General features: G+C 43.0%; 19 protein-coding genes and 1 tRNA gene. 5 read left to right on the top strand and 15 right to left on the bottom strand.

Features of this window, described 5'->3' with window-relative positions:
• Positions 1-110 precede the first annotated feature (110 nt).
• From V7K46_RS19945 to V7K46_RS19935, 3 genes are all read right to left on the bottom strand, one after another.
• A complete protein-coding gene (locus V7K46_RS19945; protein WP_335116094.1) occupies positions 111-2,858 on the bottom strand; it encodes a peptidase domain-containing ABC transporter in 2,748 nt (915 codons plus the stop codon).
• Positions 2,807-3,589, bottom strand: a complete 783-nt coding sequence (locus tag V7K46_RS19940; protein ID WP_335116092.1) for a peptidylprolyl isomerase — start codon at positions 3,587-3,589, stop codon at positions 2,807-2,809. Before V7K46_RS19940 ends, V7K46_RS19945 begins: the two co-directional genes overlap by 52 nt.
• Positions 3,590-4,029: 440 nt before the next feature.
• On the bottom strand, positions 4,030-4,851 hold the full coding sequence (locus V7K46_RS19935) for a DUF92 domain-containing protein (RefSeq protein ID WP_335116090.1): 822 nt from the start codon (positions 4,849-4,851) through the stop codon (positions 4,030-4,032).
• 719 nt (positions 4,852-5,570) lie between these two features.
• Between V7K46_RS19935 and V7K46_RS19930 the strand changes: the two genes are divergently transcribed.
• The gene (locus tag V7K46_RS19930; protein ID WP_335116088.1) at positions 5,571-6,002 is read left to right on the top strand and encodes a VOC family protein; all 432 of its coding nucleotides are present in this window, start codon (positions 5,571-5,573) and stop codon (positions 6,000-6,002) included.
• A gap of 226 nt (positions 6,003-6,228) precedes the next feature.
• On the opposite strand, the gene V7K46_RS19925 is transcribed toward V7K46_RS19930, so the two are convergent.
• Positions 6,229-6,951 carry an esterase/lipase family protein gene (locus V7K46_RS19925; RefSeq protein WP_335116086.1) on the bottom strand — a complete coding sequence of 241 codons (723 nt, stop codon included), beginning with the start codon at positions 6,949-6,951 and terminating at the stop codon, positions 6,229-6,231.
• 404 nt (positions 6,952-7,355) lie between these two features.
• Between V7K46_RS19925 and V7K46_RS19920 the strand changes: the two genes are divergently transcribed.
• A complete protein-coding gene (locus V7K46_RS19920) occupies positions 7,356-7,901 on the top strand; it encodes a hypothetical protein (RefSeq protein ID WP_335116085.1) in 546 nt (181 codons plus the stop codon).
• A gap of 54 nt (positions 7,902-7,955) precedes the next feature.
• Here the strand turns inward: V7K46_RS19920 and V7K46_RS19915 are convergent, their stop codons facing one another.
• The 6 genes from V7K46_RS19915 to V7K46_RS19890 all read right to left on the bottom strand — a co-directional run bounded on the left by V7K46_RS19915 (position 7,956) and on the right by V7K46_RS19890 (position 15,180).
• Positions 7,956-10,271, bottom strand: coding sequence for a VIT domain-containing protein (locus V7K46_RS19915; protein ID WP_335116083.1), 2,316 nt, complete (start codon positions 10,269-10,271; stop codon positions 7,956-7,958).
• Positions 10,272-10,349: 78 nt separating this feature from the next.
• Positions 10,350-11,414 (bottom strand): tetratricopeptide repeat protein, encoded by a 1,065-nt coding sequence (locus tag V7K46_RS19910; protein WP_335116233.1) that lies wholly within the window; start codon positions 11,412-11,414, stop codon positions 10,350-10,352.
• A 64-nt stretch (positions 11,415-11,478) separates the two neighbouring features.
• Positions 11,479-12,186: a 16S rRNA (uracil(1498)-N(3))-methyltransferase gene (locus V7K46_RS19905; RefSeq protein ID WP_335116081.1), complete on the bottom strand. Its 708-nt coding sequence runs from the start codon at positions 12,184-12,186 to the stop codon at positions 11,479-11,481.
• Positions 12,187-12,199: 13 nt separating this feature from the next.
• Positions 12,200-12,373, bottom strand: coding sequence for a hypothetical protein (locus tag V7K46_RS32120; protein WP_442939856.1), 174 nt, complete (start codon positions 12,371-12,373; stop codon positions 12,200-12,202).
• 111 nt (positions 12,374-12,484) lie between these two features.
• Complete coding sequence (sir, locus tag V7K46_RS19895) at positions 12,485-14,401, bottom strand: sulfite reductase, ferredoxin dependent (protein ID WP_335116079.1); 1,917 nt, start codon at positions 14,399-14,401, stop codon at positions 12,485-12,487.
• A gap of 239 nt (positions 14,402-14,640) precedes the next feature.
• The gene (locus tag V7K46_RS19890) at positions 14,641-15,180 is read right to left on the bottom strand and encodes a hypothetical protein (RefSeq protein WP_335116077.1); all 540 of its coding nucleotides are present in this window, start codon (positions 15,178-15,180) and stop codon (positions 14,641-14,643) included.
• 542 nt (positions 15,181-15,722) lie between these two features.
• Between V7K46_RS19890 and V7K46_RS19885 the strand changes: the two genes are divergently transcribed.
• Together V7K46_RS19885 and V7K46_RS19880 are read left to right on the top strand one after the other, a co-directional pair.
• Complete coding sequence (locus V7K46_RS19885) at positions 15,723-16,664, top strand: ADP-ribosylglycohydrolase family protein (RefSeq protein ID WP_335116075.1); 942 nt, start codon at positions 15,723-15,725, stop codon at positions 16,662-16,664.
• Between the two features lie 87 nt (positions 16,665-16,751).
• Positions 16,752-17,693, top strand: coding sequence for an ADP-ribosylglycohydrolase family protein (locus tag V7K46_RS19880; RefSeq protein WP_335116073.1), 942 nt, complete (start codon positions 16,752-16,754; stop codon positions 17,691-17,693).
• A 49-nt stretch (positions 17,694-17,742) separates the two neighbouring features.
• On the opposite strand, the gene cutA is transcribed toward V7K46_RS19880, so the two are convergent.
• The 4 genes from cutA to V7K46_RS19860 all read right to left on the bottom strand — a co-directional run bounded on the left by cutA (position 17,743) and on the right by V7K46_RS19860 (position 20,749).
• A complete protein-coding gene (cutA, locus tag V7K46_RS19875) occupies positions 17,743-18,075 on the bottom strand; it encodes a divalent-cation tolerance protein CutA (RefSeq protein ID WP_335116071.1) in 333 nt (110 codons plus the stop codon).
• 5 nt (positions 18,076-18,080) lie between these two features.
• The gene (locus V7K46_RS19870; protein ID WP_335116069.1) at positions 18,081-19,076 is read right to left on the bottom strand and encodes a transposase; all 996 of its coding nucleotides are present in this window, start codon (positions 19,074-19,076) and stop codon (positions 18,081-18,083) included.
• Between the two features lie 21 nt (positions 19,077-19,097).
• A complete protein-coding gene (locus V7K46_RS19865; RefSeq protein ID WP_334964328.1) occupies positions 19,098-19,949 on the bottom strand; it encodes a hypothetical protein in 852 nt (283 codons plus the stop codon).
• A gap of 140 nt (positions 19,950-20,089) precedes the next feature.
• The gene (locus V7K46_RS19860; protein WP_334964326.1) at positions 20,090-20,749 is read right to left on the bottom strand and encodes an Npun_F0813 family protein; all 660 of its coding nucleotides are present in this window, start codon (positions 20,747-20,749) and stop codon (positions 20,090-20,092) included.
• Positions 20,750-21,106: 357 nt separating this feature from the next.
• Between V7K46_RS19860 and V7K46_RS19855 the strand changes: the two genes are divergently transcribed.
• Positions 21,107-21,179 (top strand) — tRNA-Arg (locus V7K46_RS19855).
• Between the two features lie 307 nt (positions 21,180-21,486).
• On the opposite strand, the gene V7K46_RS19850 is transcribed toward V7K46_RS19855, so the two are convergent.
• Positions 21,487-22,788, bottom strand: a complete 1,302-nt coding sequence (locus tag V7K46_RS19850) for a dihydrolipoamide acetyltransferase family protein (protein WP_335116067.1) — start codon at positions 22,786-22,788, stop codon at positions 21,487-21,489.
• Positions 22,789-23,290: the final 502 nt, after the last annotated feature.

Below are 23,290 nucleotides of genomic sequence, written 5' to 3'. Positions count from 1 at the left end.
AGAAGCCGAAATAGGAAAGGTGGTGTTAAATCTAGACTTGGGATCACCGAATTTACAATGTTTAAATTTGGGAAAATGAAATTGAAAATTCAAAATCCAAAATTGCTTGACTAGATATTTGCCTGTTGCCGTTGATATAGTGACCAGTACAAACCCTTTTGTTGCAACAACTGGGAGTGAGTACCACGTTCGGCAATCACGCCTTGCTCTAATACTAAAATCAAATCAGCACGTTTGAGGGGGGCAAAGCGGTGAGCAATGAGGAACACAGTCCGGTTAGCGGAAATTTTTTGCAGGTTATGCAGTACCTGCTGTTCAGTTTCACTATCCAAAGCGCTGGTAGCTTCATCCAAAACTAAAATCGGCGCTTGGGAAAGAAATAGCCTTGCTAGGGCAATACGTTGTCTCTGTCCGCCAGATAAAGCTGTACCGCGTTCACCAACATTGGTTTCGTAACCGTAGGGTAATTGACTGATAAAGTCGTGGGCCACTGCTAATCTTGCCGCCTCTACTACTTTCTCTGCGGTAATGTCAGGACTACCGAGAGTGATATTTTCCAAAATGGAACCGTTGAATAAAAAGTCTTCTTGAAGAACTACACTAACTTGTTGCCGCAGTGAAGCTAAATCGGCACTTTTAATATCAAAACCATCAATCAGGATGCGTCCTGATTCAATTTGATAGAGGCGTTGCAATAGCTTAGACACCGTACTTTTACCAGAACCGCTGCGTCCGACAATGCCAACAAATTGCCCTGGTTCGACATTGAAGGATATTCCTCGCACAATTGCTTCAAAGTTTGGCCGGTAGCGGAAAAATACTTGCTCGAAGGTGACTTGACCTTTCAGGGGTGGTAAAACTAAGCCAGTTCCTAGTTCAGCTTCTGGAGAGACGTTAAGAATATCACCAATGCGATCTACAGAAAGTAGCACTTGTTGGAGATTTTGCCACAACTGTACTAAGCGCAAAAGTGGTCCTGTGACTCTGCCAGACAGCATTTGAAAGGCAACTAGCTGTCCGATTGTGAGCTTTTGTTCGATGACTAACTTGGCTCCAAACCAGAGAATCAGCATGGTGGAAAAATTGGTGAGAAAGTCACCGATGTTGCTGCTGATATTGGAGGTGGTAGAAGCTTTGAAACCTGTGCGAATGAAGCGAGCAAATAAGCCTTCCCAGCGATCGCGGGCTACTGGTTCTGCTGCATGGGCTTTAACGGAATGAATTCCTGTGATTGTCTCTACTAGAAACGATTGACTATCGGCACTGCGGTTAAAAGTTTCGTTGAGCCAGTTACGCAGAATTGGTGTTGCAACTATCGTCAATGTGGCAAATAGCGGCAGTACTGCTAAGGCGACAAAGGTGAGTGGGACGTTATAGTAAAACATCAATGCCAGGTACACCACAGCAAAGATGCTATCTAAAATCACAGTTAATGCTGTACCTGTGAGAAACTGACGAATTTGTTCAAGTTCCTGGACTCGTGCTATTGTGTCTCCGACGCGCCGCGACTCAAAATAAGCCAAAGGCAGACGCATTAGGTGGCGAAATAGCTGTGCTGATAAACTCAAATCCAGACGACGGGCTGTATGAGTAAAGATGAATAGGCGCAGAATACCAAGTATGGACTCAAATATGGCTACGAACAAAAGTGCGATCGCCATCACATCGAGAGTCGGCAAACTCCCCTGCACCATCACTTTATCAATGACAACTTGCGTAATTAGTGGTGTTGTTAACCCCAAAAGCTGCAAGGTAAAAGATGCTAACAATACTTCTGTTAGCAATTCCTTATACTTCCAAACTGCCGGGGTGAACCAACTGAGGTTAAATTTTTCTTGCTGAGATATTAGTTCTACTTGCCACAATTGTCCATCCCAAGACGCCTCAACTATCGACTGCGGCAAGCTTTCGCAAATCCGATCCGGATTTAGGGGGTTAGCGATAATTAGGCGATCGCTCTTAACTCCATAGGCTACCACCCAAGATGGACTCTGGGGTGAGTCAGAATTCCACAAAAGTAAGGCTGGAAATGACAGCTGTCGCAACTCACCCCAATTCACTTGTAACCGCCGCACCACTAACCCTAACTTTTCTGCTGCTTCTACAACCTGTTTTGGGCGTTGTCCTCTGAGTTGGCGCTGCACCCATTCCAGTTGCACAGAATTTTCTAACTGTTGCGCCACCATTGTTAAACAAGCAGCAGCGGTGTTCCAGCTGGCAACAAACGGATAATTTGAGGCGATTAGATTGGCGGCTGGGAGTCCTCTTTGGGGTTGGAGACTGTGGGGGCTGGAAGTTCCCTCTGAGGCTGGCGCTAGTGAACGAGTGGAAGAGAAGGAAAATGTCTCCTTTTCTCTCTCCATGCCCACTGGTAATACTTGCCAGAACTCCTGAATTTGTGGGTTAGAAAATTCTGCCCACAACGCTGTATCCCAATACACTACTACCACTTCTTTACTAGCAGCTACAGCTTTAAAATCCGCAGACAGCTTTTGTAAGTCACCAAACCAATCCCCTACATCTAGGGCGGCTATTGGTTTGCCAACGCCCTCTTGAGACAGCGCGTTGGGCAGCTTTGCCGACTTGTCGCGACTGTCGTCTCGCAAGCGAACTTTTCCAGCCACAATTAAGAATTGGTAACCGCCGACATCGTTTGACCAGATTTTTTCTCCAAGACGATACTGACGGGTTTGGGACTCATTTTCCAATCGGGATTGTTGTTCGGGCGTCAGCCAGCATAGCGGTGGTTGATTCCAAGGCAAAGAAGCTAGTACTTTTAATCGTAAAGATTCATTATCCAGAATATTTAACTCACTTGTAATTTGACTGTCAGTTTTTGAATTTTCTCTGCTAGCCATTTCTCAAATAACTCATTTTGTAGTGCTTGCTTTAGTTGAGTATCTTCTAAAGACGCTGGCAGAAATTGTTCTACTCGAAACAAACCATAAGGTCCTTCTCCTGGAGGAGAGTCTTTGCCAACGATTTCTATTGGTCCTACTAATTGTCCCGGACTCGCCACATCAATAGCTGCCCGTAATATATCCGGCATACTTCCTCGGCTGACTATTCCCATCATGCCGTTCACAATTCGGTCGTCTGAAAGTGAATACTCTTTAGCTAGTTGCTCAAAGCTACCTCCTTCTTCAATTTGGGTTTGTAGTTCGTCTGCCAGTTCTTGATTATCAACAACGATCCGGGAAAGTACTACCCGATCCAAAAAAATTTTGCGTTCAATAAAATATTCTTGGAGTTTTGGTTGGGTCACTACAGCTTTTAGCTTTTCTAACTTGTAACCAAAAGCTACCGATGTGTGAAAGGTAGCGTAATCTGTATTATTAGTCTTTAACCATTCTTGAAAACTTTCGGGGTCAGTCAGTTGATTTTTCAGCCTAAAGTCAATAATTGCCTGTTCAGTTATTGCTGTACCAATCTCAACATCGTCTCGGTTTCGGATTTCTTCTTCAATTACGTACTGGCGAAGAATATCCCCAATGAAGTGTCCCAATTTCCCAGAGGCTTGCAGGTACTTTATTGCTTCCTCAAGGGAAATTATTTGGTCATTGATTGTCAAAAATGATAAAGGTTCCATGAATTAATTATGTTAATATGGTTAAACACTTATAGGACTTTTAAATTAAATCATACATATAGAAATTATCTTGTCCTTGATGGATCAATATGATAAATATTCCATGAACTAATTACATCTAAATGGTCAAAAAATTATATACCTAGTAAATAAAATAATTTCCCATGATTACTTTTACGGTCTAGTGGGGACAAAACAGGATTGAAAATATCAGTTGTAAAGCAAAGCAAGTTGTGTAACCAAATCTTTATAGATTTAGAGAAATAATCAGGTAGGCGAAAATAAAGCAAAACATATTAAGAATTGTTTATTGCCAGTTTTCTATGCCAGTTGCTAAAAGTCGAGCCACTGCGTTGCTCAGGTGACCAAAGTTGTCGCAAGTGGTGCAAAAAAACCATACTATACCCGATATTAACGAGTAATTGTTTATTCTCACCGTGCTACTTAATGATGCTTATCCATGTCCAGGCAAGTAGCACAGCCGCGATCGCACCGATTAAAGTATTAAAAATATTCACTACTTCATTGGTCAGCCAGGTGTACTTAGATTGCAGTGTTGCCCCAATCACACTTTCTAAGTTGGTGGCAATAAATGCTGCCAGGACACACCAAGCTACTCCCAATAGATCAATTAAACCAACTCCCCAACCAACAAATGCGATCGCTACAGAAGCCACAATACCAGCTAAAGTTCCTTCCAAGCTTACTGCCCCTTCGGTACCGCGAGGTACTGGTTGAAATGTGGTAATTAGAAAGGTGCTTTTACCATACGCTTTACCGACTTCGCTAGCAGTGGTGTCAGCCAGTTTGGTACTGAAACTCGCTACATAGCCTAACCAAAGTAGAGACTGGAGACTTGTACTGAGCGCAGCCGAAGTATTGGGGACTAGAAATTGGGCACTAGGTACAATAAATCCCGAATTTATTATCCCTACTCCCAAAGCACACAGCGCTCCAGTCAAAGCCGAACCCCAAACATTTTCTGGGCCTCTTGCCCCAGAACGCTTTTCGGCAATTCCTTCAGCCTCCTTCTGCGCCATACCAATGCGGGTAACCCCAGAACCAACCAGAAAATAGAACATTACTACTGCATATCCTTGCCAGCCTAAAGTTACCCAAATTAAGATTGCCAGAAACCAAGCGTGGAATAACCCTGCCGGAGTAAGCAGCTTTTTCGGCGCAATCCAAGCTAAACCCAATAGAATTGTGTTTAATCCTACCGCCACCAACCAGGGATTAACAGAATAAATTAAGGATGACATCAGCAATTAATTATGAGTAATTTTGTCTGAATATCAACAGAATAACGAATTTATCACCCTTATTGCTCAATTTCTGACACCTTCTTAATTTAAGTAATATGTTTGTATTGTTACCTAAATTGCGTAGGGATCACTCTGAAAGCTGAGTGTAAAACTACAAACAATGTTTTAGATATACACTGCAATATTGACTAAAGAACCTGGATTAAACAAAATGCAAAACTTCTGTTTAATTAGGTGGACACTTTAAGTGCGTAACCCACCCAACACATCCTAAGAAAGTTTTAGTTATTAAATTTACGTTCCTAAGTGTGTGCTAATGCAAACCTAAATTAGTATCGGTGCATGGTGCAGCGGCTGAAGTGGTACTCATACCATTTCTTTGTGAGGCTGCACCGAATTTTCTTGGCTTCTTATTTCTTTCTTTGTGTCCAACTCTTGGAGACGCTGCGCGTAGCTTGCTTCTCCGTAGGAGTATGCGTCCTTCTCTAACGAGACGCTGCGCGAATGCGGTAGCCTGCGGCAAGCCGCTTTGCGTCTACGTTCCTCATTTCGTTTGGCGCATCTTCATACAGAATTGGTATCAGTCCCCAATCTTAGTCATCACGATAAAGAATATAAGTTAATGTCAATTAAAACTGTGTTCAAGTTGACCACAATCAAGACTTAACAGCATAAATTGTAGATAGCATCAACTATTAGTCTTTTCCACACAAGCTATGAGCCAAACTTTATTCCATCTTGCTTTCCCTGTGACTGACGTTGCCCAAACAAAAGCATATTACGTGGATGGCTTGGGCTGTATTCCTGGTCGTGAAAACCAGCACGCCCTGATTCTCAATCTCTACAGTCATCAACTAGTAGCTCACGTCACTAAAGAACCCTTGGCACCGCAACGCACTATCTATCCCAGACACTTTGGGCTAATTTTTACTCAAGAATCTGACTGGCAGGATTTATTAGAAAGGGCACAACAGCAACAGCTACTTTTTCGCGAATCAACCAAAAACCGCTTTGTTGGTTCTCCTCTTGAGCATCGAACTTTCTTTTTAGAAGATCCTTTTTATAACCTAATGGAATTCAAATATTATCGTCACCCAGAGGCAATTTTTGGGAGTTACGAACATACACAAATTGGTGATAAAACTTAAGCAATTCAAAACTAAAAAGAAAAGAATGCAAGTGTAACAAGTATCCTGGCTACTAACTGGATGCTTTCTTAAGGAAGAGCAGTTTAATCCGCTTTCAATCCGCTTGGGTTAAGCTGCACAATTTTTAAATATCCCCCTTAATCCTCCTTAAAAAGGGGGAAATAGAGCCATTCTGAGCAAGCTTTTTTAAGGGGAGCCACTGCGGTCTTCTCCCATTCGTGAGAGGCTAGCGCCTGCCGTAGGATGCCCGTTCGCCGCAAGGCGTCCCGTTAGGGAAGGGCTGTAGGGGTTTCCCAAGTGGAGCAAGTGGCGTGGGTTGAGGGGATTGAGCCTTATCCGAACCGTATTGAATCCGTTCTGCTAAAGCTGCTGTGACTACTGCTAAACTCTTGGAGTCTGTCAGCATCCAAGGGTGTAGAGAAACTGGCACAACTACCTCTTTTCCCACGGGCATTTGTGAACTATTCGCTGGGACAATCATCAAATCATAAGGTGTCCAGATAGATGTAAAGTTAAGCTGTCTTAACATATCAGCATCAGAATTCAAATCTTTGAGAAAAAGGCTGTTGGGGCGCATTTGTATACAACCAGGACGCTGGGAAGCATAAGCAACCACAGTTCCATGATGGGGCGAAGAGATGGTGATAAACCTCTGTACACGGTTAATTCCTCCCAATCGCTGGACATAGTAACGGCTGACAATTCCTCCCATGCTAAAGCCGACTAAATCTAGGCGTTGTTCTGACGCAAAGCTGGCCGTAACATAATCAGCTACTTGCTTTGCCAACTCATCAAGAGCTACATCACCATTATTAGGAACCAGATTCAAGCTATATACAGACCAACCCCGTTGTATTAGGTATGCCCTCATTTTATAAAAAACTGCCTCTGTGTCGTCAATCCCGTGTATTAATAACACGGGATTGCGCTGCTGATTTTCAGTGTTCATCTACAAAATCCGGCTGAATTAAGTCTGTAGAAAATGTAACTGAGTACCGTTGCTATCTGTCAACAAACTATGACACTCCTCCCACTGGTTGAAAGTAAACTGTTTGCTTTTCTCCAATCAGTAATTTTCAAACAAAGAAATGTTAATTATTGTGAAGCCTGCTTTCAGGATCTTGCTCTTAGTCACAGTAAAATTTAATAATTAGTTCTCGGTGATACAGGTGGCAAGTGCTTGCAAGAAAACATTTGCCCTCTAGTTTTACTACAATGTTGATTAAGCACAAACCCATAATGGTTGTCACCAGAATGGGGTGACGCAAAGCATAAAATGTAACATTTTGTCGTAATTTTTAACAATTACGGTTGAGTTTCAAATATAAAAGGTAAAAGGCAGGAGTAATTGTAATGGATTTTATCAAAAAGTCAATTTCCAGTATTCAGGGTTTTCTTAGCGGTATTCTGGGTTTCATTACTGGATTGTTACCAGGGAAGAAGAAAAGCAACGGCTACTTCTTAGAATTGGACGAAGCCAAAGATGCTGTGAAAGATGCTGCTAAAGATGTAGCATCGAATGTGAAGAAAGTAGCAGAGACAGTTGGATCGAATGCTAAGAAAGTAACGTCAACAATTACATCAGAAGCACCAACTCCATCTAAGCCAGATTCATTGAACGGAACAAAAACCGCCGCAGATGAGGCTAAAGCAAAATCAGCTAAAAATCCCAAACAAGCTGATGTAACCCTAGTCCAGACTGCTGAGGGTCTTAAAGTTGAACCTGGCAAAAATGCAAAAGCAGCAGCAGCCAAAGTACTTAAAGAGGAGCCAAAAGAAACAACGTTTGCGCCTAAATATCTCGCTCCTTCAGCTACTAGCTCTAATGGTCGGCGGCGTCCAGGAGCGAATATGAGTGCTTACTTAGACATGGCACGTCAGGTTAAAAAGCCTGGTTAAGTCACATAGACGCGGGATTTTGCGTCTATTTCGTGTATCTATAGGACTGATGAGTTAAGTGTGAATACGCAATATTAAGATAAATTTACCAGTTGTAGATGGGAGAATCCAAACTAGGAGCGATCGCTTAATTTTCTCCACTACAACTGCATTTTTTAGGGTTGAGGCTTTTTCATCCAAGACTACCCGTCCTACCCGACCTTTGTTGAGAGTGAACTCAAAGACGATTTCACCACTGAAGCCGGAAGGCAAGTTTAATTGTTGAAGGTGTTGGCTTAGGTTAGCAATTCCTATTTCATCCAAGCCAGTGACGCTGATGACCTCTAACTGATGGTTGATGGCTGCGTCTAATATTTCATCTTGTTCCATCTCCTCGGAATCAAAGCTCAAAGAGATATCGACTTCTTTGGCTATTGGCGATTGTGGCGATCGCTTTTGTTGGAGAAAATCTGGAGCTTCTGCTGAGGCTGGTGCTGATAACCTTGAGAATTTCATTTGAGGCGCAAAACCACCAGCCGGAGCATTGCCAAACACTCCTTGATAATTAACTGCTTCAGGCATTTCGACTGGCACTTGCATAGACAGATATTCGCTTCCTGATTCAACCCGCACGTCATCACTGACAGCCACAAAAGCAGTGTATTGAGAAAGCAGTTGATAAGTTAAGGCTGTTTCGGTAACTGCTTCTACACCAGCTTTCGTTTCAAAACTCACCATTTGATTCATCAAATCTTTGATGCAAGCACGTCCCCATAACTGCGCTACAGCAAGATTTCCTGTTTCCTCAAATATGAGGTGAAATGTTTTTTCGTAGTGCTTCCCGCCCGTAGCAATGCCGGAGATTTGCAGATTACCGCTGACTCTATCCTGTTTGCGACCAAATAAAACTAATGGTTGTTCGCTGAATAAATCAGGCGCTATGGCTGGGTAAATAACAGGTGATTCTGTGTCACCTTGCCAAGAGATTTGAATATTTGTGAGTACGGGGTTGTTGATTTGCCTGTAAAACTTTTCGGCAACTTCTTCTGTGGGTTCATCATGACGAATAATTCTGGATATTCCCCGGCCAATTTCGGCGAGGCGATTCAGTAAAAAACGGTTAACTGAACTACCAGCACCAAAACTGTAAAGGCGATTTCCCGGTTGGAGATGCTGTTGTACCTCTGCCAAAATTTCATTTTCGTTGCCGATGTAGCCATCGCTGAGGATTACAACACTCCGTAATCTTCCGACTGGTGTGGGGAAATTTATGGCTGTACGAATGCCACTGAGCATTTCTGTACTGCCATCAGCTTGTAAATTGTTAATGTAAGCGATCGCTTTGGCACGATTTTCTGGTGTATTCGGCAGAGATTTCTTTGATAATTGTCTGACTCTATCGGAAAAATCGATAATTGTGAAAGTATCGTTGGGATTCAACCCATTGATAAATCGTCGCATTAATTCTTGACACTTCGATAACGGATCGCCAGATTGCGAACCGGAAGTATCCACTAAAAATACGACATCTTTGGGGACAATTTCATCAGTAGAATATTCCAAAGCTGGAATCAGATAAATTGCAAAATGTCCGCCGCGATCGTCGGCTTGGGTTAATATCGTGGATTGAGTTTCCTTACCAGAAACTTGATAGCGGAGAATTAAATCTTTATTGGGAATTGTATCTTCTTCACCTAATTGAATCCGCACAATTTGACCTAAGTGTTCAATTTTTAATTGATGTGAAGGAGAACGCACTTGAGAAATTGGTAAACCTGCATCAATTTCTACTGTGACATTAATATCGTGACGTGAGCGCATTCCTTCTGGAACTACAGGCGGTGTAATGCGAGAAGCATCAGTAACTTGGTCTGTATCACCGCTATTATCTATCGGCGTTCCTGGAATATATCTTGGCCCTACCACCATCGGGAAAACAAATTCGTAATTTCCCAACTCAAATTTCAAACTTTCGGTGTAACGAATTGTAACATCAATTTGTTCACCAGGTTTGATGTTAGCTAGAGACTGGGTAAAGATGTTGTCTCGTTGCTGTTCTAGAAGTCCGGCGGTGCGTCCTTCTTGTTTAGCCTTTTCGTAGATTTGTTGCGCTTCTTCACGTTTTTTAATATTACCTTTGATAACGCGGCTACCTATTTTGATTTCCATGTCATCCACCGCCGCCTCATCGGGTAACGGAAAGATATACACTGCTTCTAAAGGCTGCGTGAAGGGATTTTCAAAGCTTTGAATGACCTCAACTCGTGATAAGTTACCTGCAATTTTTGCTAGAACTTCCGTATGCTTGAGCGGAAAGACTAGTTGCTCTCCTTGAAGGGATTGAACGTACAAACCGCCTAACTGTTGATTTTGGTTGGCTACTGTATTCATAGGTTATCTTATTTAATTTGTAAACTTACTTCTTAAGGTAGGCAGTAGGTAATAGTAAACTTAATTACGAATTACGAATTATTTAACAAACACCAGTCCACTATATAAATGAAAAGCTGAGTCCCAATTAGTCTCTTCCCTGCGAAATAGATGAATGTGAGACTTGATATGACCCAGCATTTCTGTTTGATCTAATGTTGTATCTGCAAAGGACGTGAAATCTGACCAAATTTTGACTTGAGGTAGTTGCTGGTCAATCCAACTTGATAAACTATTCCAATTAATTCTGATTGTATTTTGGCTAGCTTGGGGAATGATTTCTAAACCTTGCTGAAATTCATAGCCGTTGTCATGAAATCGGAGAATGCAATGTCTATCAGGTAGGTGTAAATCACAAAACTGGGCATAGTCTTGTGTTTGAGTTTTCCGTTCCAGTTTCCGGTAGGCATCAACATCTACAACTTGTTCAAAAATAGGCAAAAGTCCCACTACTCTTGCTGTGACTTCTGACCAGTCAAAGGTGAGAGAACCGAGTTGATTTGCCTGGTTGCAGCAAACAACAGTAACTTGTGGGGTAGATTCCTGGAAATATTTGACTTGATAAACCTGAATTTGCTGAATTTGAGCTATTGTTGCCCAAAAGCAAGGAATACCAGCCTGCTGTAACTGTTTCCCGTAAAATTTAAGTTCTCCCACTTGGCCAGTGCGATACAACCTCCAGCCACGACTTGGCAGTATTAGTCGTGCAGTATAGGGGTCTAGCTGCATAATCTGGGCGAATTTTCGAGATGCTTCTGTTTTCATCTCGTTGCTGAGAGGCTCTAAGACTAGTACGCCAAGTTCGGTGTTATTAGGTTCAGATGTTGCTTGGGAAATGGCTCTTTGTCTTTCTTCTAGCTCCATTTCTTGCAGTCGTCGCAAACCTTGACGTGCTAACGTCACTATTCTGGTATTTGTCGTATCTTGCAGCAGTTGCCGATAAATTTTTTCTGCATCCTGATGCTTTCCAGATACTTCATGCAACCGACCAAGATAAAATTGTACCCAAGGATTGTCTGGTGATTCTTTTCGCAGCTGTTTGAGTAATTTAGCAGCTGTTTGATAATCTTTATGCTCAAAGGCGATCGCAACTTGCTCAATCATCACTTTAAATACACGCTGGAGTGATGTCTCGCGCAAAAAGAGATTTGCGTGAGCTATAAATCATTTATACTTCACAAATTGCGGTAATCAAGGATAATGCTACTACCGGGGCTGTAACTGCTCTCAGGATGCGCCGACCAAGGGAAACAGGTTGAAATCCAGCTGACTTCGCATTTTCAATTTCTTGTGTTGTCCATCCTCCCTCTGGCCCAGTAGCAATGACAATCTCCTCACATATGCTACTCAGCACTTTGTTTAAATGGGGATACTCTCCACGAGCCTCACAAATGTAACGGTGACTTGTCTGATTAGCGGTGACAGCAGTATTAAAAGCAACAGGCTCTAAAATTGTCGGCACAAAAGAGCGCTCTGATTGCTCGGCGGCTTCTGTTGCGATACGCCGCCAGCGTTCAAGCTTTTGAGGACTAGGATCAAGCAAAGTGCGATCGCTCAATACTGGTGCAATACAAGCTACTCCCAACTCTGTACAACACCGCACAACTTCATCAAATCCGCTGCCTTTGGGTAGCGCCACCATCAGCGTAATCGATACAGGTAATTCAGTTTCTACTAAAAGCGGTTCTAAAACCTGTGCTTGTTCCCCTGCTAGCTGCGCTAACCACCATTTTCCTTTACCATCCATTGCAATAAAGTGATCGCCTTCACGCAAGCGCAACACACGCCCTAAATAATGCTGTTGTTCTTTGGTGAGCAAAATTTGCCCTAGTTGGAATTGGGAGGATGCGATCGCAATTCTTTGCAGTTGAGACATTTTTCTTAATAAATTATTGCCCTGCTATAGACATTTGCTGTCTAACCCAGGTACGGAAAGCACGAGTTGCTGCTATTAGCCTTTTGTTTCGCTCAGATCCCATATCTGCCAGCATAGCTTTGAATGTGTGCCAACTAATGTTTTGCAGCACATCCCTATTCTCTGCAAATTTTGCTGTTGTTACCATAGTTCAGTTTTCCTGTGGATGTGTTACCTCACTTAGCACTCTTCATAGAAAATAGACACAGATAAATCCATCTGTGTCTATCTGTAGTTTAATTATCTTCAATTTTTCGGCTTACGAAAGATTTTGGAAGTAAGCCTCTAGCGCTTCAGTCACTAACTGAGTCATCGGCTTACCTTGGCTTTCTGCTACTCCCTTCAACTTGCTATAAACCTCTTCTTTCAAATTTACCCGGTGACGTGATTTATTTGCACCATTAGCTGCTTGGGGTTCGTAGGTGCTGGCAAATTCGCGGATGGCATCAAAACCAACGCGATCGCAAAAATCACCAAAACTTTCCTTCGATTTCCGAGATTTCTTAAAGTAAACAAAAATTGGCTCTAGGAAGGTGTCTAAATCATTATGGTGCAGCTTTTCTGTGTACGGTTGCGCCAGTCGAGTCTGATTTGGCGAACCCCCTAACCATAATTGATAAGATTCGGGAGCGCTACCGACAAAGCCTAATTCTGCTAAGTAGGGACGAGCGCAACCGTTAGGACATCCTGTCATCCTTACCACAAAATGCTCATTTTGTAAACCAACTTTATCTAATAGAGCGCGAATCTGCTCCAAAATGCCTGGTATTGCCCGTTCTGATTCCGTGATTGCCAAGCCGCAAGTGGGCAAAGCAGGACAAGCCATTGCATACCGCACTAAAGGTTCGATTTTACTAGGGTCGTCTCCGACACCGTGACGGCTGAGGATGTCTTGAATAGCTTCCTTGCTATCTGGTTCGATATCGTAAAAAATCAGGTTGTGGTTGGCTGTCAGGCGGATAGGTAAGTTGAACTGCTCGACAATTTCCCGCAAGGCGGTTTTCAGTTGAAACGAACCATCATCCTTGATTCGACCATTGTCAATGGAAATTCCTAAGAATAGCTTGCCATCACCTTGTTCATTCCAGCCGAGGAAGTCGTGATATTTAAACTCTGGCAGTGGTTTGAAGGCTTCAACTGGTTTACCGAAATATTCTTCAACTTGGGTACGGAATTTATCTACACCCCAATCGTTGATTAGATATTTTAATCTGGCATGACGACGATCAGTGCGATCGCCATAATCCCTCTGAGTAGCAACAATTGCTTTCACCACATCGTAAACGTCATCTTTCGCTACATAACCGATGGGGTCTGCTAACCTGGCGAAAGTTTCTTCTTTACCGTGTGTTCTACCTAAACCACCACCAGCAAAAATATTAAATCCTTCTAGTTGTTTCTTTTTATTGGTAATTACTACCAAGGTTAGGTCTTGGGAATACAAATCCACCGAATTATCCCCTGGCACTGTCACGCAAATTTTGAACTTGCGAGGCATATAGTGAGTGCCATAGATTGGTTCTTCGTTGTCATGGATAATTGTGCCATTGCCATTGCGTTGTCGCGCTGCCTTCACCTCTGGGTCTTCTTCAGCACTAATTGCTTTTTCCCCATCTAGCCAAATTTCGTAATAAGCGCCCGTTTGCGCTGAAAGCAAGTCAGCAATATTCTGGGCATACTCCCAAGCATATTGATACTCTGGGCGATTCTTAAAGGGGGCTGGTGGTGCCATCACGTTGCGGTTAATATCGCCGCAAGCTCCCAAAGTCGTACCCAGGTTCTTGACAATTGTGGCGATCGCTGTTTTAAGATTCTTCTTTAAAATTCCGTGCATTTGGAAACCTTGACGGGTAGTTACTCGTAAGGTGTGGTTGCCATACTCATCAGCTAGTTTATCTAAAGCCAAATACAGCTGCTGTGGTACCAAACCACCCGGATTTTTTGTCCGCAGCATAAACTGGTAATCTTTTTCCTGTCCCTTGGTGCGGTTGTCACGGTTATCCTGCTGGTAAGAACCGTGATACTTCAAAAGCTGCACCGCATTTTCAGTAAAATGGGTAGTGTCTTCAAGGATCTCAGTTGCTACAGGTTCACGCAAAAAATTACTATTTTCCTTGATTCCTTCTAGTTTGGAAGGTTTACGGCTAGCGATGGGGGAAGGAGCAGATTTAACCATTAGACTTGTATAGTATTCTCAATAAAGCATTATGTAGACGCCGAATCAGCACCCTTCGGCTACTTGATCCCCGGTAATCCGGCCGGAATAATGAGGAATATTTTAATTTTACCACGGCAAAAGCCGGCTTTGTCAGTGATGTAATACTTAACAAAACCAGCTTTTGGGAGTAGTAAGTTTTGAGTGCTGAGTCCTGAGTACTAAGTAAAGTATAAACTGACTGAGGACTCAATAATTTTTTATTTGAAGCGATAGCCAATACCATCATTGATGCTAACAGCAGAAGCATCGCTATTTTGGTAGGCACCAAGTCCGACTTTGGCATTAGTATAGACAAGGAAGTTGTTAGCAACTTCCGATTCAACACCAGCACCTACCACTACTGAATCTCTGTTACCTATGGGAGTTGGTGAGTCATCTTTCTCTACAAAACAATAACCACCAGTTAAATAAGCATTAGTTCTATTAGCGATGGGCACATCCACAGAAAGTTCTGGGATGATGGCACTCGTCTTATTACTCCAGAGGACATTACCGCGTGCAGAAAACGGCGTATTTCCTAATTTCACGCGACGCGTGAGATTACCACCAAATGTGGCATGATCGTTGATGCCTTGTCCACCGCTGGTAACGCCAGCTGCAACACCAGCACCAACATAACTTGCATCAGTAACTTTTTTGGTTTCAGCAGAAGCAAGACCCGCTGATAGAACAAGAGAAGCAACTATTAAGGAAGACAATACAGAAATTGTCATAAAAGACTTGAGTAAGCGCCTCATAATTTTTACCAAGTTTTGTATTTTTTACTTATATATTCCAATTCAAAATCATGTGGAAATGTTCCAAGTAATTCACACATTTTATTAAATAACTGTTGTAATTGATGTATAATGGTTACAGGCAAACTATCCTTAAAAATAATAAATAAGCTATTACACTTACATTTAAATATATTTTTATCCTAGTTCTTTATCTCAAAACAGACACTTTTTAAATTAGGATAATACTTGAAACTCAAACTAATACTAATTATCCGAAAACTTACATTTAATGATTATTCCTTTTTACTTCTCTACGAGACGCTGCGCGTTGGCAAAGCCTCTCGTAGAGAAGGCGGACTTGGCGGTTCGTTTAATAAAAATTAAGTGCATCTCCATAGCGAATTGGTATAAGTCAGGATATGGTAAATAAAATACCCGATTAACAACTTTTTACCGAGCTTTTCACATAGGATGAAAAAGTAGGCTGTAGCATCTGTTGCAACAAGCTATAGAGGGAATCTATAAAGTTAATTTTGAGCAATTATTGTGGAGATTGAATAATGCTAACCGCTGCAAAAACGTTGTCTGGTTTGATGGGTTTATGTGTCGGTGATGCGTTGGGTGTGCCAGTGGAGTTTACTAGCCGTGCTGAACGAGTGAAATCTCCAGTGACAACAATGCTGGGTTATGGCACATGGAATCAACCACCAGGAACTTGGTCAGATGACAGTTCGTTAAGCTTTTGCTTGGCAGAATGCCTTTGTCGGGGGTATTCGTTGGATGCTATAGCTAATTCCTTCTGGCGCTGGTACAAGGAGGCTTACTGGACTCCTCGTGGCGATGTCTTTGATATTGGTCAAACGACCCATACAGCAATTATGCGCCTGAAACAGGGAATTCTACCCCATCAGGCGGGCGGGAAGGTTGAAAATAGTAATGGCAATGGTTCTTTGATGAGAATCTTGCCGATGGCTTATTGTCACAGAAACTTAACTTTAGGGGAATTGCTGGCGCGGGTGCATGATGTTTCAGCGATTACCCATGCCCATGCGCGATCGCAAATGGCCTGCGGCATTTATATTAGTATTGCAGTGGCGCTCTTGGAAGGGGCTGACCTGCAAACAGCTTATTTACAAGCATTACAAGATATCCAAACAATTTATTCTGTGCGGGAATTTTTGTTAGAGAAGCCCCATTTTGGCAGAGTTTTGAGTGGTGAGATTGCCAAGTTACCAGTGGAAGAGATTAATTCTGGTGGCTATGTGATTGATACCTTAGAGTCATCCCTATGGTGTTTACTAAATAGCTCCTCTTATTCTGAAGCAGTACTGAAAGCTATCAACTTAGGCGGGGATACTGATACTACCGCCGCGGTCACTGGTGGGTTAGCGGGAATTTATTACGGAGTGGAAAATATTCCTCAAAAATGGATGAATCAAATTGCTCGTAGACAAGACATTATTTACTTGGCAGAGCGTTTTACAAAGGCTATTTACAGCTAGTTTGGAATTAGAAATTATACCAATTATTTGATCAGCTGCTTTTCGCAAGTACAATCAGTTGTAGAAAATTTTCATGCTGGTTGAACAATGCTAACCGCTGCAAAAACGTTGTCTGGTTTGATGGGTTTATGTGTTGGTGATGCATTGGGTGTGCCAGTGGAGTTCACCAGCCGCGCTGAACGAGTAAAATCTCCAGTCGTATCTATGTTGGGTTATGGAACTTGGGATGTTCCTGCTGGTACGTGGTCAGATGACAGTTCGCTAACCTTTTGCTTGGCAGAATGTCTTTGTGAGGGATTTTCACTAGATGCGATTGCTAATTCCTTCTGGCACTGGTATCACGAAAGTTACTGGACTCCTCAAGGCGAAGTATTTGATATCGGTAACACCACATTTTTAGCAATTGTGAACTGGAAACAAGGAACTCCACCCCTGAAAGCAGGTGGTACTAGTGAAAATAGTAATGGCAATGGTTCTTTGATGAGAATCTTGCCGATGGCTTATTGTCACAAAAGTTTAACTCTGGATGAATTGATTGCGCGGGTACATCAAGTTTCTTGCATTACCCACGCTCATGCGCGATCGCAAATGGCCTGCGGCATTTATATTAGTATTGCAGTGGCGCTCTTGGAAGGGGCTGACCCACAAACAGCTTATCTACAAGGATTACAAGACATCCAAACAATTTATTCTGTGCAGGAATTTTTGTTAGAGAAGCCGCATTTTGGCAGAGTTTTCAGTGGTGAGATTGCCAAATTACCAGTAGAAGAGATTAATTCTGGTGGCTATGTGATTGATACCTTAGAGTCATCCCTGTGGTGTTTATTAAATAGCTCGTCTTATTCTGAGACGGTACTAAAAGCTGTTAACTTAGGCGGGGATACTGATACTACTGCTGCCATCATCGGTGGGTTAGCAGGAATTTATTACGGGGTGGAAAATATTCCTCAACAATGGATGAACCAGATTGCTCGTAAGCAGGACATTATTAACTTAGCAACTCGTTTTGAAGCAGCTGTTTACGCTTAAAGTTAGTAGTTGAGAGTGAGGAGTCAGGAGTTATGAAAATCCTGACTCTTCACTCTTTACTTTTAACTTGCTGAGAAATCCACTGCAAGTAGGCTTGAGAACTGGCAACAATTGGTAAAGCAATAATTTCTGGCACTTCATAGGAGTGCAGTTCCTTAATTTTGGCCTCCATTGCCGGAAATTGCGCCAAATCAGTTTTAATCAGTAATTGCCATTCTTGCTCTTTATGCAGTTCCCCTTGCCAGGTGTAAATTGAGTGGATTGGTAACAGACTCACACAAGCAGCGAGTTTAGCTTCCACAAGGGCATTTGCAATTGCTTCTGCCTCCTGGATGTTGCCAGCTGTCACCAATACCACACCATAGCCAGCAGGTGTCTCCATAACCTTTAAACCGTCGTAGACAAGGAATAAACCTGACCATCAATCAGCAGTCGTGTGATGCCCTTAGCTTGAAGATGGGTACGAGCCTTATGAAGCATTTTACTATCAGGAACTTTAATCACGCGATCGCGCTTAGTAGAAAAGCGCTTGGCGACACGATGGTTATCAAACACCGGTAAAGTTCTTTGCTGAGTTTCCAGGCTGGGAATTTGCCCTAAGTCACCAAAGTCCTTGAGAGGTCGGGTAATTAATTCCGAGGAACGGTCAATCACCAAATAGCAAGTTTTAGGCAAATTGGCTACCGACAGAGGTAAAACTTGAACTGATGCTTCACCTGGTCTTCGTTTTGTGACTAAAGGTCTTTGCTCATCCAGGTCATCGTCATCAAAGTCTTCTTCCTCAAAGTCGTCATCTTCTTCTAAATCATCCAAATCCTCCGATTCGTCTAGCAAGTCTTCGCCCAGCATCTGCGCTATGACGGCCGCTCCTGGATGTTCATTCTTTAGCGGTGGGATGGGGATGCTAACTATTTCCGGTAGCTTTTGCTCTGGAGTTTCTAATTTCTCTGTGACTCGGAGCTTCGGTTTTTCCGACGCCGAGGGGCGTCGCCGCACGCGTCTACTAGCGGCGATTGACTCCGCCGTTTCCTCTGAGTAAAGTTCCTGCTCTAGATGAATTACCCGACGCGGCTGTGGCTCTACTTTTGGTACCTCCAAGGGTTGACTTTCACTTTCAACGGGTGGAACTTCTATCTCAGGCTCTGGTTGAATCAGCAGGGGTAACTGCTCGTAGCTTACCTGCGCCCTACCCTCAGGAGTTCTAGCAGCCCGCTTTAAGGAGACCAAATATTCATACTCATCTTCTGGCAAAGTGCTTTTGAGCAGGCGACTAATTGTCGAGTTACTCACACCATAGCGGTCTGCCAAAGTTGAGGTTGTTTCGGCAGTCTCTCGATATAACTTAAGAATTTCTTGCTTGTCAGAGTCTGTTAATTTTCTCACGGTAGATACCAAAAATCTTTACTAAGCTCGTTTTCGTCCGCTGGTACGCCGCGTTCGTCTTAGTGATGCGTCATATTCTAAGACAGCGCCCATGCCAAATAACACTCCACTAAACACCCAAAACACTTCTAATATCTCCCCACTTTGATAATTGGGGCCTTGGGCGTATTTAAACCACATATCTGCAATGTAAAGCGAAAAGGCCGCCGCTGCAATCATTCGCCAAGACTGGGAAACTCTTCCCCCCCAAAAGGCTAAAAGCAGAATGGTAGCAATAATTAATAGAAGCACATCACTAACTACGTAAAACCAATTCAAAATAGCAACTAGCAGTTCTGTGGGTGTTTCTTGTTGCATAGAAATCCACCATGCCAACAAACTACCGAACACTGCGATTGCTAATACAATTAGCCACTGCCATTTTTCCAAATTGATTCGCCTGGAAGCCACAGCGAAAATCATCCCTGCGCCAAGTAATAGATAAGTGAGTACAAAAAATATATCGCCTAAAGACACATCCGGTTCATTTTTTAAAACTATTTCGGTATAGCCGAAAATTATCCCCCCAACTAAATAGGAAAGCATACCTAAGCCAATTAAGAGCCAAACATTCCGGCCACTGACGATTTGTGGACTCAGCCAGTTCCTCAAGCATAAGATACCGGCACTCAAATAAGCTAAACCTTCAAAAATATTTGTGCCAATCACATACCACTCGGCCCGGCTTTCTATGCCATCTGCTCCGGGAACTTTGGCACTAAACAACAAATAGTATAGCAGTGCCAGTACGGCCCAGCCAATATTAGCTAAGACAATGTTCTGAGTGGTGAAAATGGATTTAGAAAGGAACGAATTATCGTAAGAGTTATTCATAAGACTTGACTATGTAGATGCACTCTGACAGTATTTTGAGTTAAAAAACTGTATATCTAGTACTGTGTCTGCCAAACAATACACAATCAGATACCAAAAGCAAGTACCAGTAGCAGGAATTTTGTTAAAAAATTTCCATGCTACTGCCATAGTTTACCCAGTGGCGATTGATTTAGCCAACTGATAAACAGCGATCGCTCCCCTTCTGGCATATCTTCTAGCTTATAAATCACTTGTTTGGTAAAATTGGCGTTGCCAAAATACGCCTTTCCTAGTCGATGCAGTTCTTCCAACAGGATAACTACATGATTTTCTTGCCAATTAGGTATTTTGGCTGTCGGCAAAGGATTTGTAGATACTAAATATTTAACTGCTTCTAGGGAAGATGCTTGGGGAAATTGCTTCTGCTGTAATACCTCCGCAATATCTTTCTCAAATAATGCAGCTTGCCTAGCACCTAAAAACTCTTCAATGTCGATAGAAACACCTTGCAACAGCAAAATACTGGCTTGGATTAAAATCCCCGTTTTACTATGACCACCTGTGTCATTACCCAGATGCTCTAAACGGATTTTACCCCAGACGCTAAAGCGTTCCGGTTCCTCCAGCAAAACACAGGCTTTACCCCGATTATCCGTTAATTCTCTCCATAAGGCTCTAGCTTCTTCTTCTTGACTAGCTTTGAAAACACTAATCAAGCGAAAAGTCTGCCCTTGATAATTGAGGATCGGCACCTGCTGATCCCGTTTTGGGTGCTGAATGCTTGAGATTTCAACATCCTGCCGTTTGAGAATAAACATGGCACTAGCAAATAACTCCTCACAGGGGCACTCTTAATATGGAATATATAATGGCATTTGGCAGCATCGCCAAGGCTGAAATTACCTAACGTGCTGTGGAAATGAACCTAGCGATCACTAGATACTTCTCGAAGGTAGCTGCCCAGAGGGCGTTGGCGCTAACAGGCAAATAACCCCTTAGCAGCACAATATATCTAAACCAATACCCCATCTGTTTTGTTTATAGTGTAAATTGACTAGCTAGCGACTAGCATCTTAGCCTTGCTAATGGTGAATCTGCAATTTTCGATTGCTTCTTGGTAGGTAGGAACGATATAATAGTGCAGGTGGCTCCTTTGGGAGCCATAATTTTGTTTTGGGCGCGTAGCTCAGTGGATAGAGCAATTGCCTTCTAAGCAATCGGTCGCAGGTTCGAACCCTGCCGCGCTCGTTTTAAATAAATATCAACCCTCAAGCACTGGGACATGATTTGGTGATTTCCTTGATTGAGGGTTTAAGTCCCCCACAACTAGTAAATTGCATGTTTTGTGTCGGGATCTAAATCCCCGTTACAAAACGTAATTGCTTTAGCGTTATTGCGAATTGGTTTTATGGACAGATGGTGTCCATTGTGATATCAATTTATGTGCATAAAAAATTTAAGTGTAGGTATTGTTTGTTGTTAGCGCTACTCTTCGACTTACTGCTGCTCGCTGATAGCGCTAACATTTAAATTTGGTAAATTTGGTGTCTCAAAATTACATTGTCAAAGATTGAGAATTCGTCTCAATCAATTTCGCTAAATCTTGCAAGAACGCCGCAGCATGGGCACCGTAAATAATCCGATGGTCGGAAGTAATATTGACTTGCATTTGTTGTCGCACACCAAACAAACCGTCTGCTGTTGCTACCACTTGCGGACGGGATGCCCCGATCGCTAAAATTGACCCTTGTCCAGGCGGTAAAATCGCATCAAATTTGTCTACGCCAAACATCCCTAAATTTGACAGGGTAAAAGTACCACTGTTGTATTCTTGGGGCTGTAGTTGTTTTGCCCTAGCTCTGTCTACCAAAGACTTCCAAGTACGTGATAGAGAATATATATCCACTGCGTCGGCATTTTGCAGCACAGGCGTAATCAATCCGCCATCATCCATCGCTACTGCTACGGAAATGTTGATATCAGAATGATAGACAATGCCCTGGTCTGAGTAGCTAGCATTTAACAATGGGTGTTTTTGTAAAGTCACTGCGACAGCTTTCGCCAGTAGCGCTGTCATTGTCACGCCTTTGGATTTAATTTGTTTATAAAGCTTGTCTAAACCATCGGTGGTAATTGTATAACCGACGCGGAAGACGGGCACGGATATGGTGGCTACCATGTTCCGCACTACGGCATTTTGGAAGGTAGTTAGAGGCACGATTTGACCAGGAACAGCCGCTACTGCTGGTATCGGTGCTGGTGTCCGAGGTGCTGGGGGTGTAACTGGGGTGCTGCTTGGTACAGGTGCTGGTGGGGCAACTGGGGTAGTAGCGGGTTGCTTGCCCTGATTGGACAATGCTTCTATATCTTCGGCGACAATGCGGCCGTGGGGACCACTGCCTTGGAGAGTAGTCAAATCAACTTTGAGTTCTTTGGCTAATTTGCGGGCACGGGGTGAAGCTACAAGCCTTCCTTCTTTGTGGTTAGACCCGTTTTGAGAGACTAAGGCAGGTGTTGCAGCTGAGGCTGTGGCGGGGAGTGGTTCGGGAGATGACGTAGCATTAGCAGCCACGCCGTCTGAATTGGCAAGAGATTTTGCTTGTTCAATTTCAGCTTCCGTTTCTGCAATAAAGGCGATCGCAGATCCTACCGGGGCAGTTTCACCAGCTTCAACTATGATATGAGCAAGAAATCCCTCATAAAAGGTTTCTACATCCATATCTGCCTTATCTGACTCTACAACCACCACTGTTTCGCCTTTTTCCACTTTGTCACCTGGCGATTTCACCCAGGAGACGATTTTGCCTTCGGTCATGGTAGAACTCAGCGCCGGCATAAATACTTCGTGAATGCTCATAGGGTGGTTTGGGAATCAATGGTTTATGGACTTTAACAGCTTTTATCAGATCGAATTGTATCTTGTTGACACTCCCCGGACTGAACAAATCTCGCTGCGCTCATATGTTCGGAAAGTCTGGGGATTCTTGGTTCATCCAGCAATCGGTAACGGGGGGATCTTTACCGAACCGTATTGGGGCGGGATGCCGGGTGAGCGCGATAACTTTGACTGTTACAAAAAGAATTTTGGATTGGAGATTTTATCTTTTAGGTTTAGGCATTGGGTATTGGGGAGTGGAGGAGATGAGGGAGCAGGGGGAGAGTTCCAAGCTCCAAACTCTAGGAACCTAAATATAACTTAAAGGTCTATAATACAGAGCTATCCTCAATGGTTAGCCAATATCTCGATCTCGTTTTAGTAATTGACTAGCAAAAACCACCACGAGTTGCTCACAGATTAAATGGGATTGCTATTTATATTCCTTATAACCACTGCTTAAGATACAGGAGCTTCTCACAGG

The organism is Nostoc sp. (genome assembly GCF_036917395.1).
Lineage (GTDB): Bacteria > Cyanobacteriota > Cyanobacteriia > Cyanobacteriales > Nostocaceae > Nostoc.
The sequence above is the reverse complement of the archived record's forward strand: the minus strand, read 5'-3'. Positions and strand labels throughout refer to the sequence as shown.

Coding starts and splice junctions, on each gene's coding strand:
- V7K46_RS19945 (WP_335116094.1), bottom strand. CDS start 2,858: ATGGCTAGCAGAGAAAATTCAAAAACTGACAGTCAAATTACAAGTGAG.
- V7K46_RS19940 (WP_335116092.1), bottom strand. CDS start 3,589: ATGGAACCTTTATCATTTTTGACAATCAATGACCAAATAATTTCCCTT.
- V7K46_RS19935 (WP_335116090.1), bottom strand. CDS start 4,851: ATGTCATCCTTAATTTATTCTGTTAATCCCTGGTTGGTGGCGGTAGGA.
- V7K46_RS19930 (WP_335116088.1), top strand. CDS start 5,571: ATGAGCCAAACTTTATTCCATCTTGCTTTCCCTGTGACTGACGTTGCC.
- V7K46_RS19925 (WP_335116086.1), bottom strand. CDS start 6,951: ATGAACACTGAAAATCAGCAGCGCAATCCCGTGTTATTAATACACGGG.
- V7K46_RS19920 (WP_335116085.1), top strand. CDS start 7,356: ATGGATTTTATCAAAAAGTCAATTTCCAGTATTCAGGGTTTTCTTAGC.
- V7K46_RS19915 (WP_335116083.1), bottom strand. CDS start 10,271: ATGAATACAGTAGCCAACCAAAATCAACAGTTAGGCGGTTTGTACGTT.
- V7K46_RS19910 (WP_335116233.1), bottom strand. CDS start 11,414: ATGATTGAGCAAGTTGCGATCGCCTTTGAGCATAAAGATTATCAAACA.
- V7K46_RS19905 (WP_335116081.1), bottom strand. CDS start 12,186: ATGTCTCAACTGCAAAGAATTGCGATCGCATCCTCCCAATTCCAACTA.
- V7K46_RS32120 (WP_442939856.1), bottom strand. CDS start 12,373: ATGGTAACAACAGCAAAATTTGCAGAGAATAGGGATGTGCTGCAAAAC.
- sir (WP_335116079.1), bottom strand. CDS start 14,401: ATGGTTAAATCTGCTCCTTCCCCCATCGCTAGCCGTAAACCTTCCAAA.
- V7K46_RS19890 (WP_335116077.1), bottom strand. CDS start 15,180: ATGAGGCGCTTACTCAAGTCTTTTATGACAATTTCTGTATTGTCTTCC.
- V7K46_RS19885 (WP_335116075.1), top strand. CDS start 15,723: ATGCTAACCGCTGCAAAAACGTTGTCTGGTTTGATGGGTTTATGTGTC.
- V7K46_RS19880 (WP_335116073.1), top strand. CDS start 16,752: ATGCTAACCGCTGCAAAAACGTTGTCTGGTTTGATGGGTTTATGTGTT.
- cutA (WP_335116071.1), bottom strand. CDS start 18,075: ATGGAGACACCTGCTGGCTATGGTGTGGTATTGGTGACAGCTGGCAAC.
- V7K46_RS19865 (WP_334964328.1), bottom strand. CDS start 19,949: ATGAATAACTCTTACGATAATTCGTTCCTTTCTAAATCCATTTTCACC.
- V7K46_RS19860 (WP_334964326.1), bottom strand. CDS start 20,749: ATGTTTATTCTCAAACGGCAGGATGTTGAAATCTCAAGCATTCAGCAC.
- V7K46_RS19850 (WP_335116067.1), bottom strand. CDS start 22,788: ATGAGCATTCACGAAGTATTTATGCCGGCGCTGAGTTCTACCATGACC.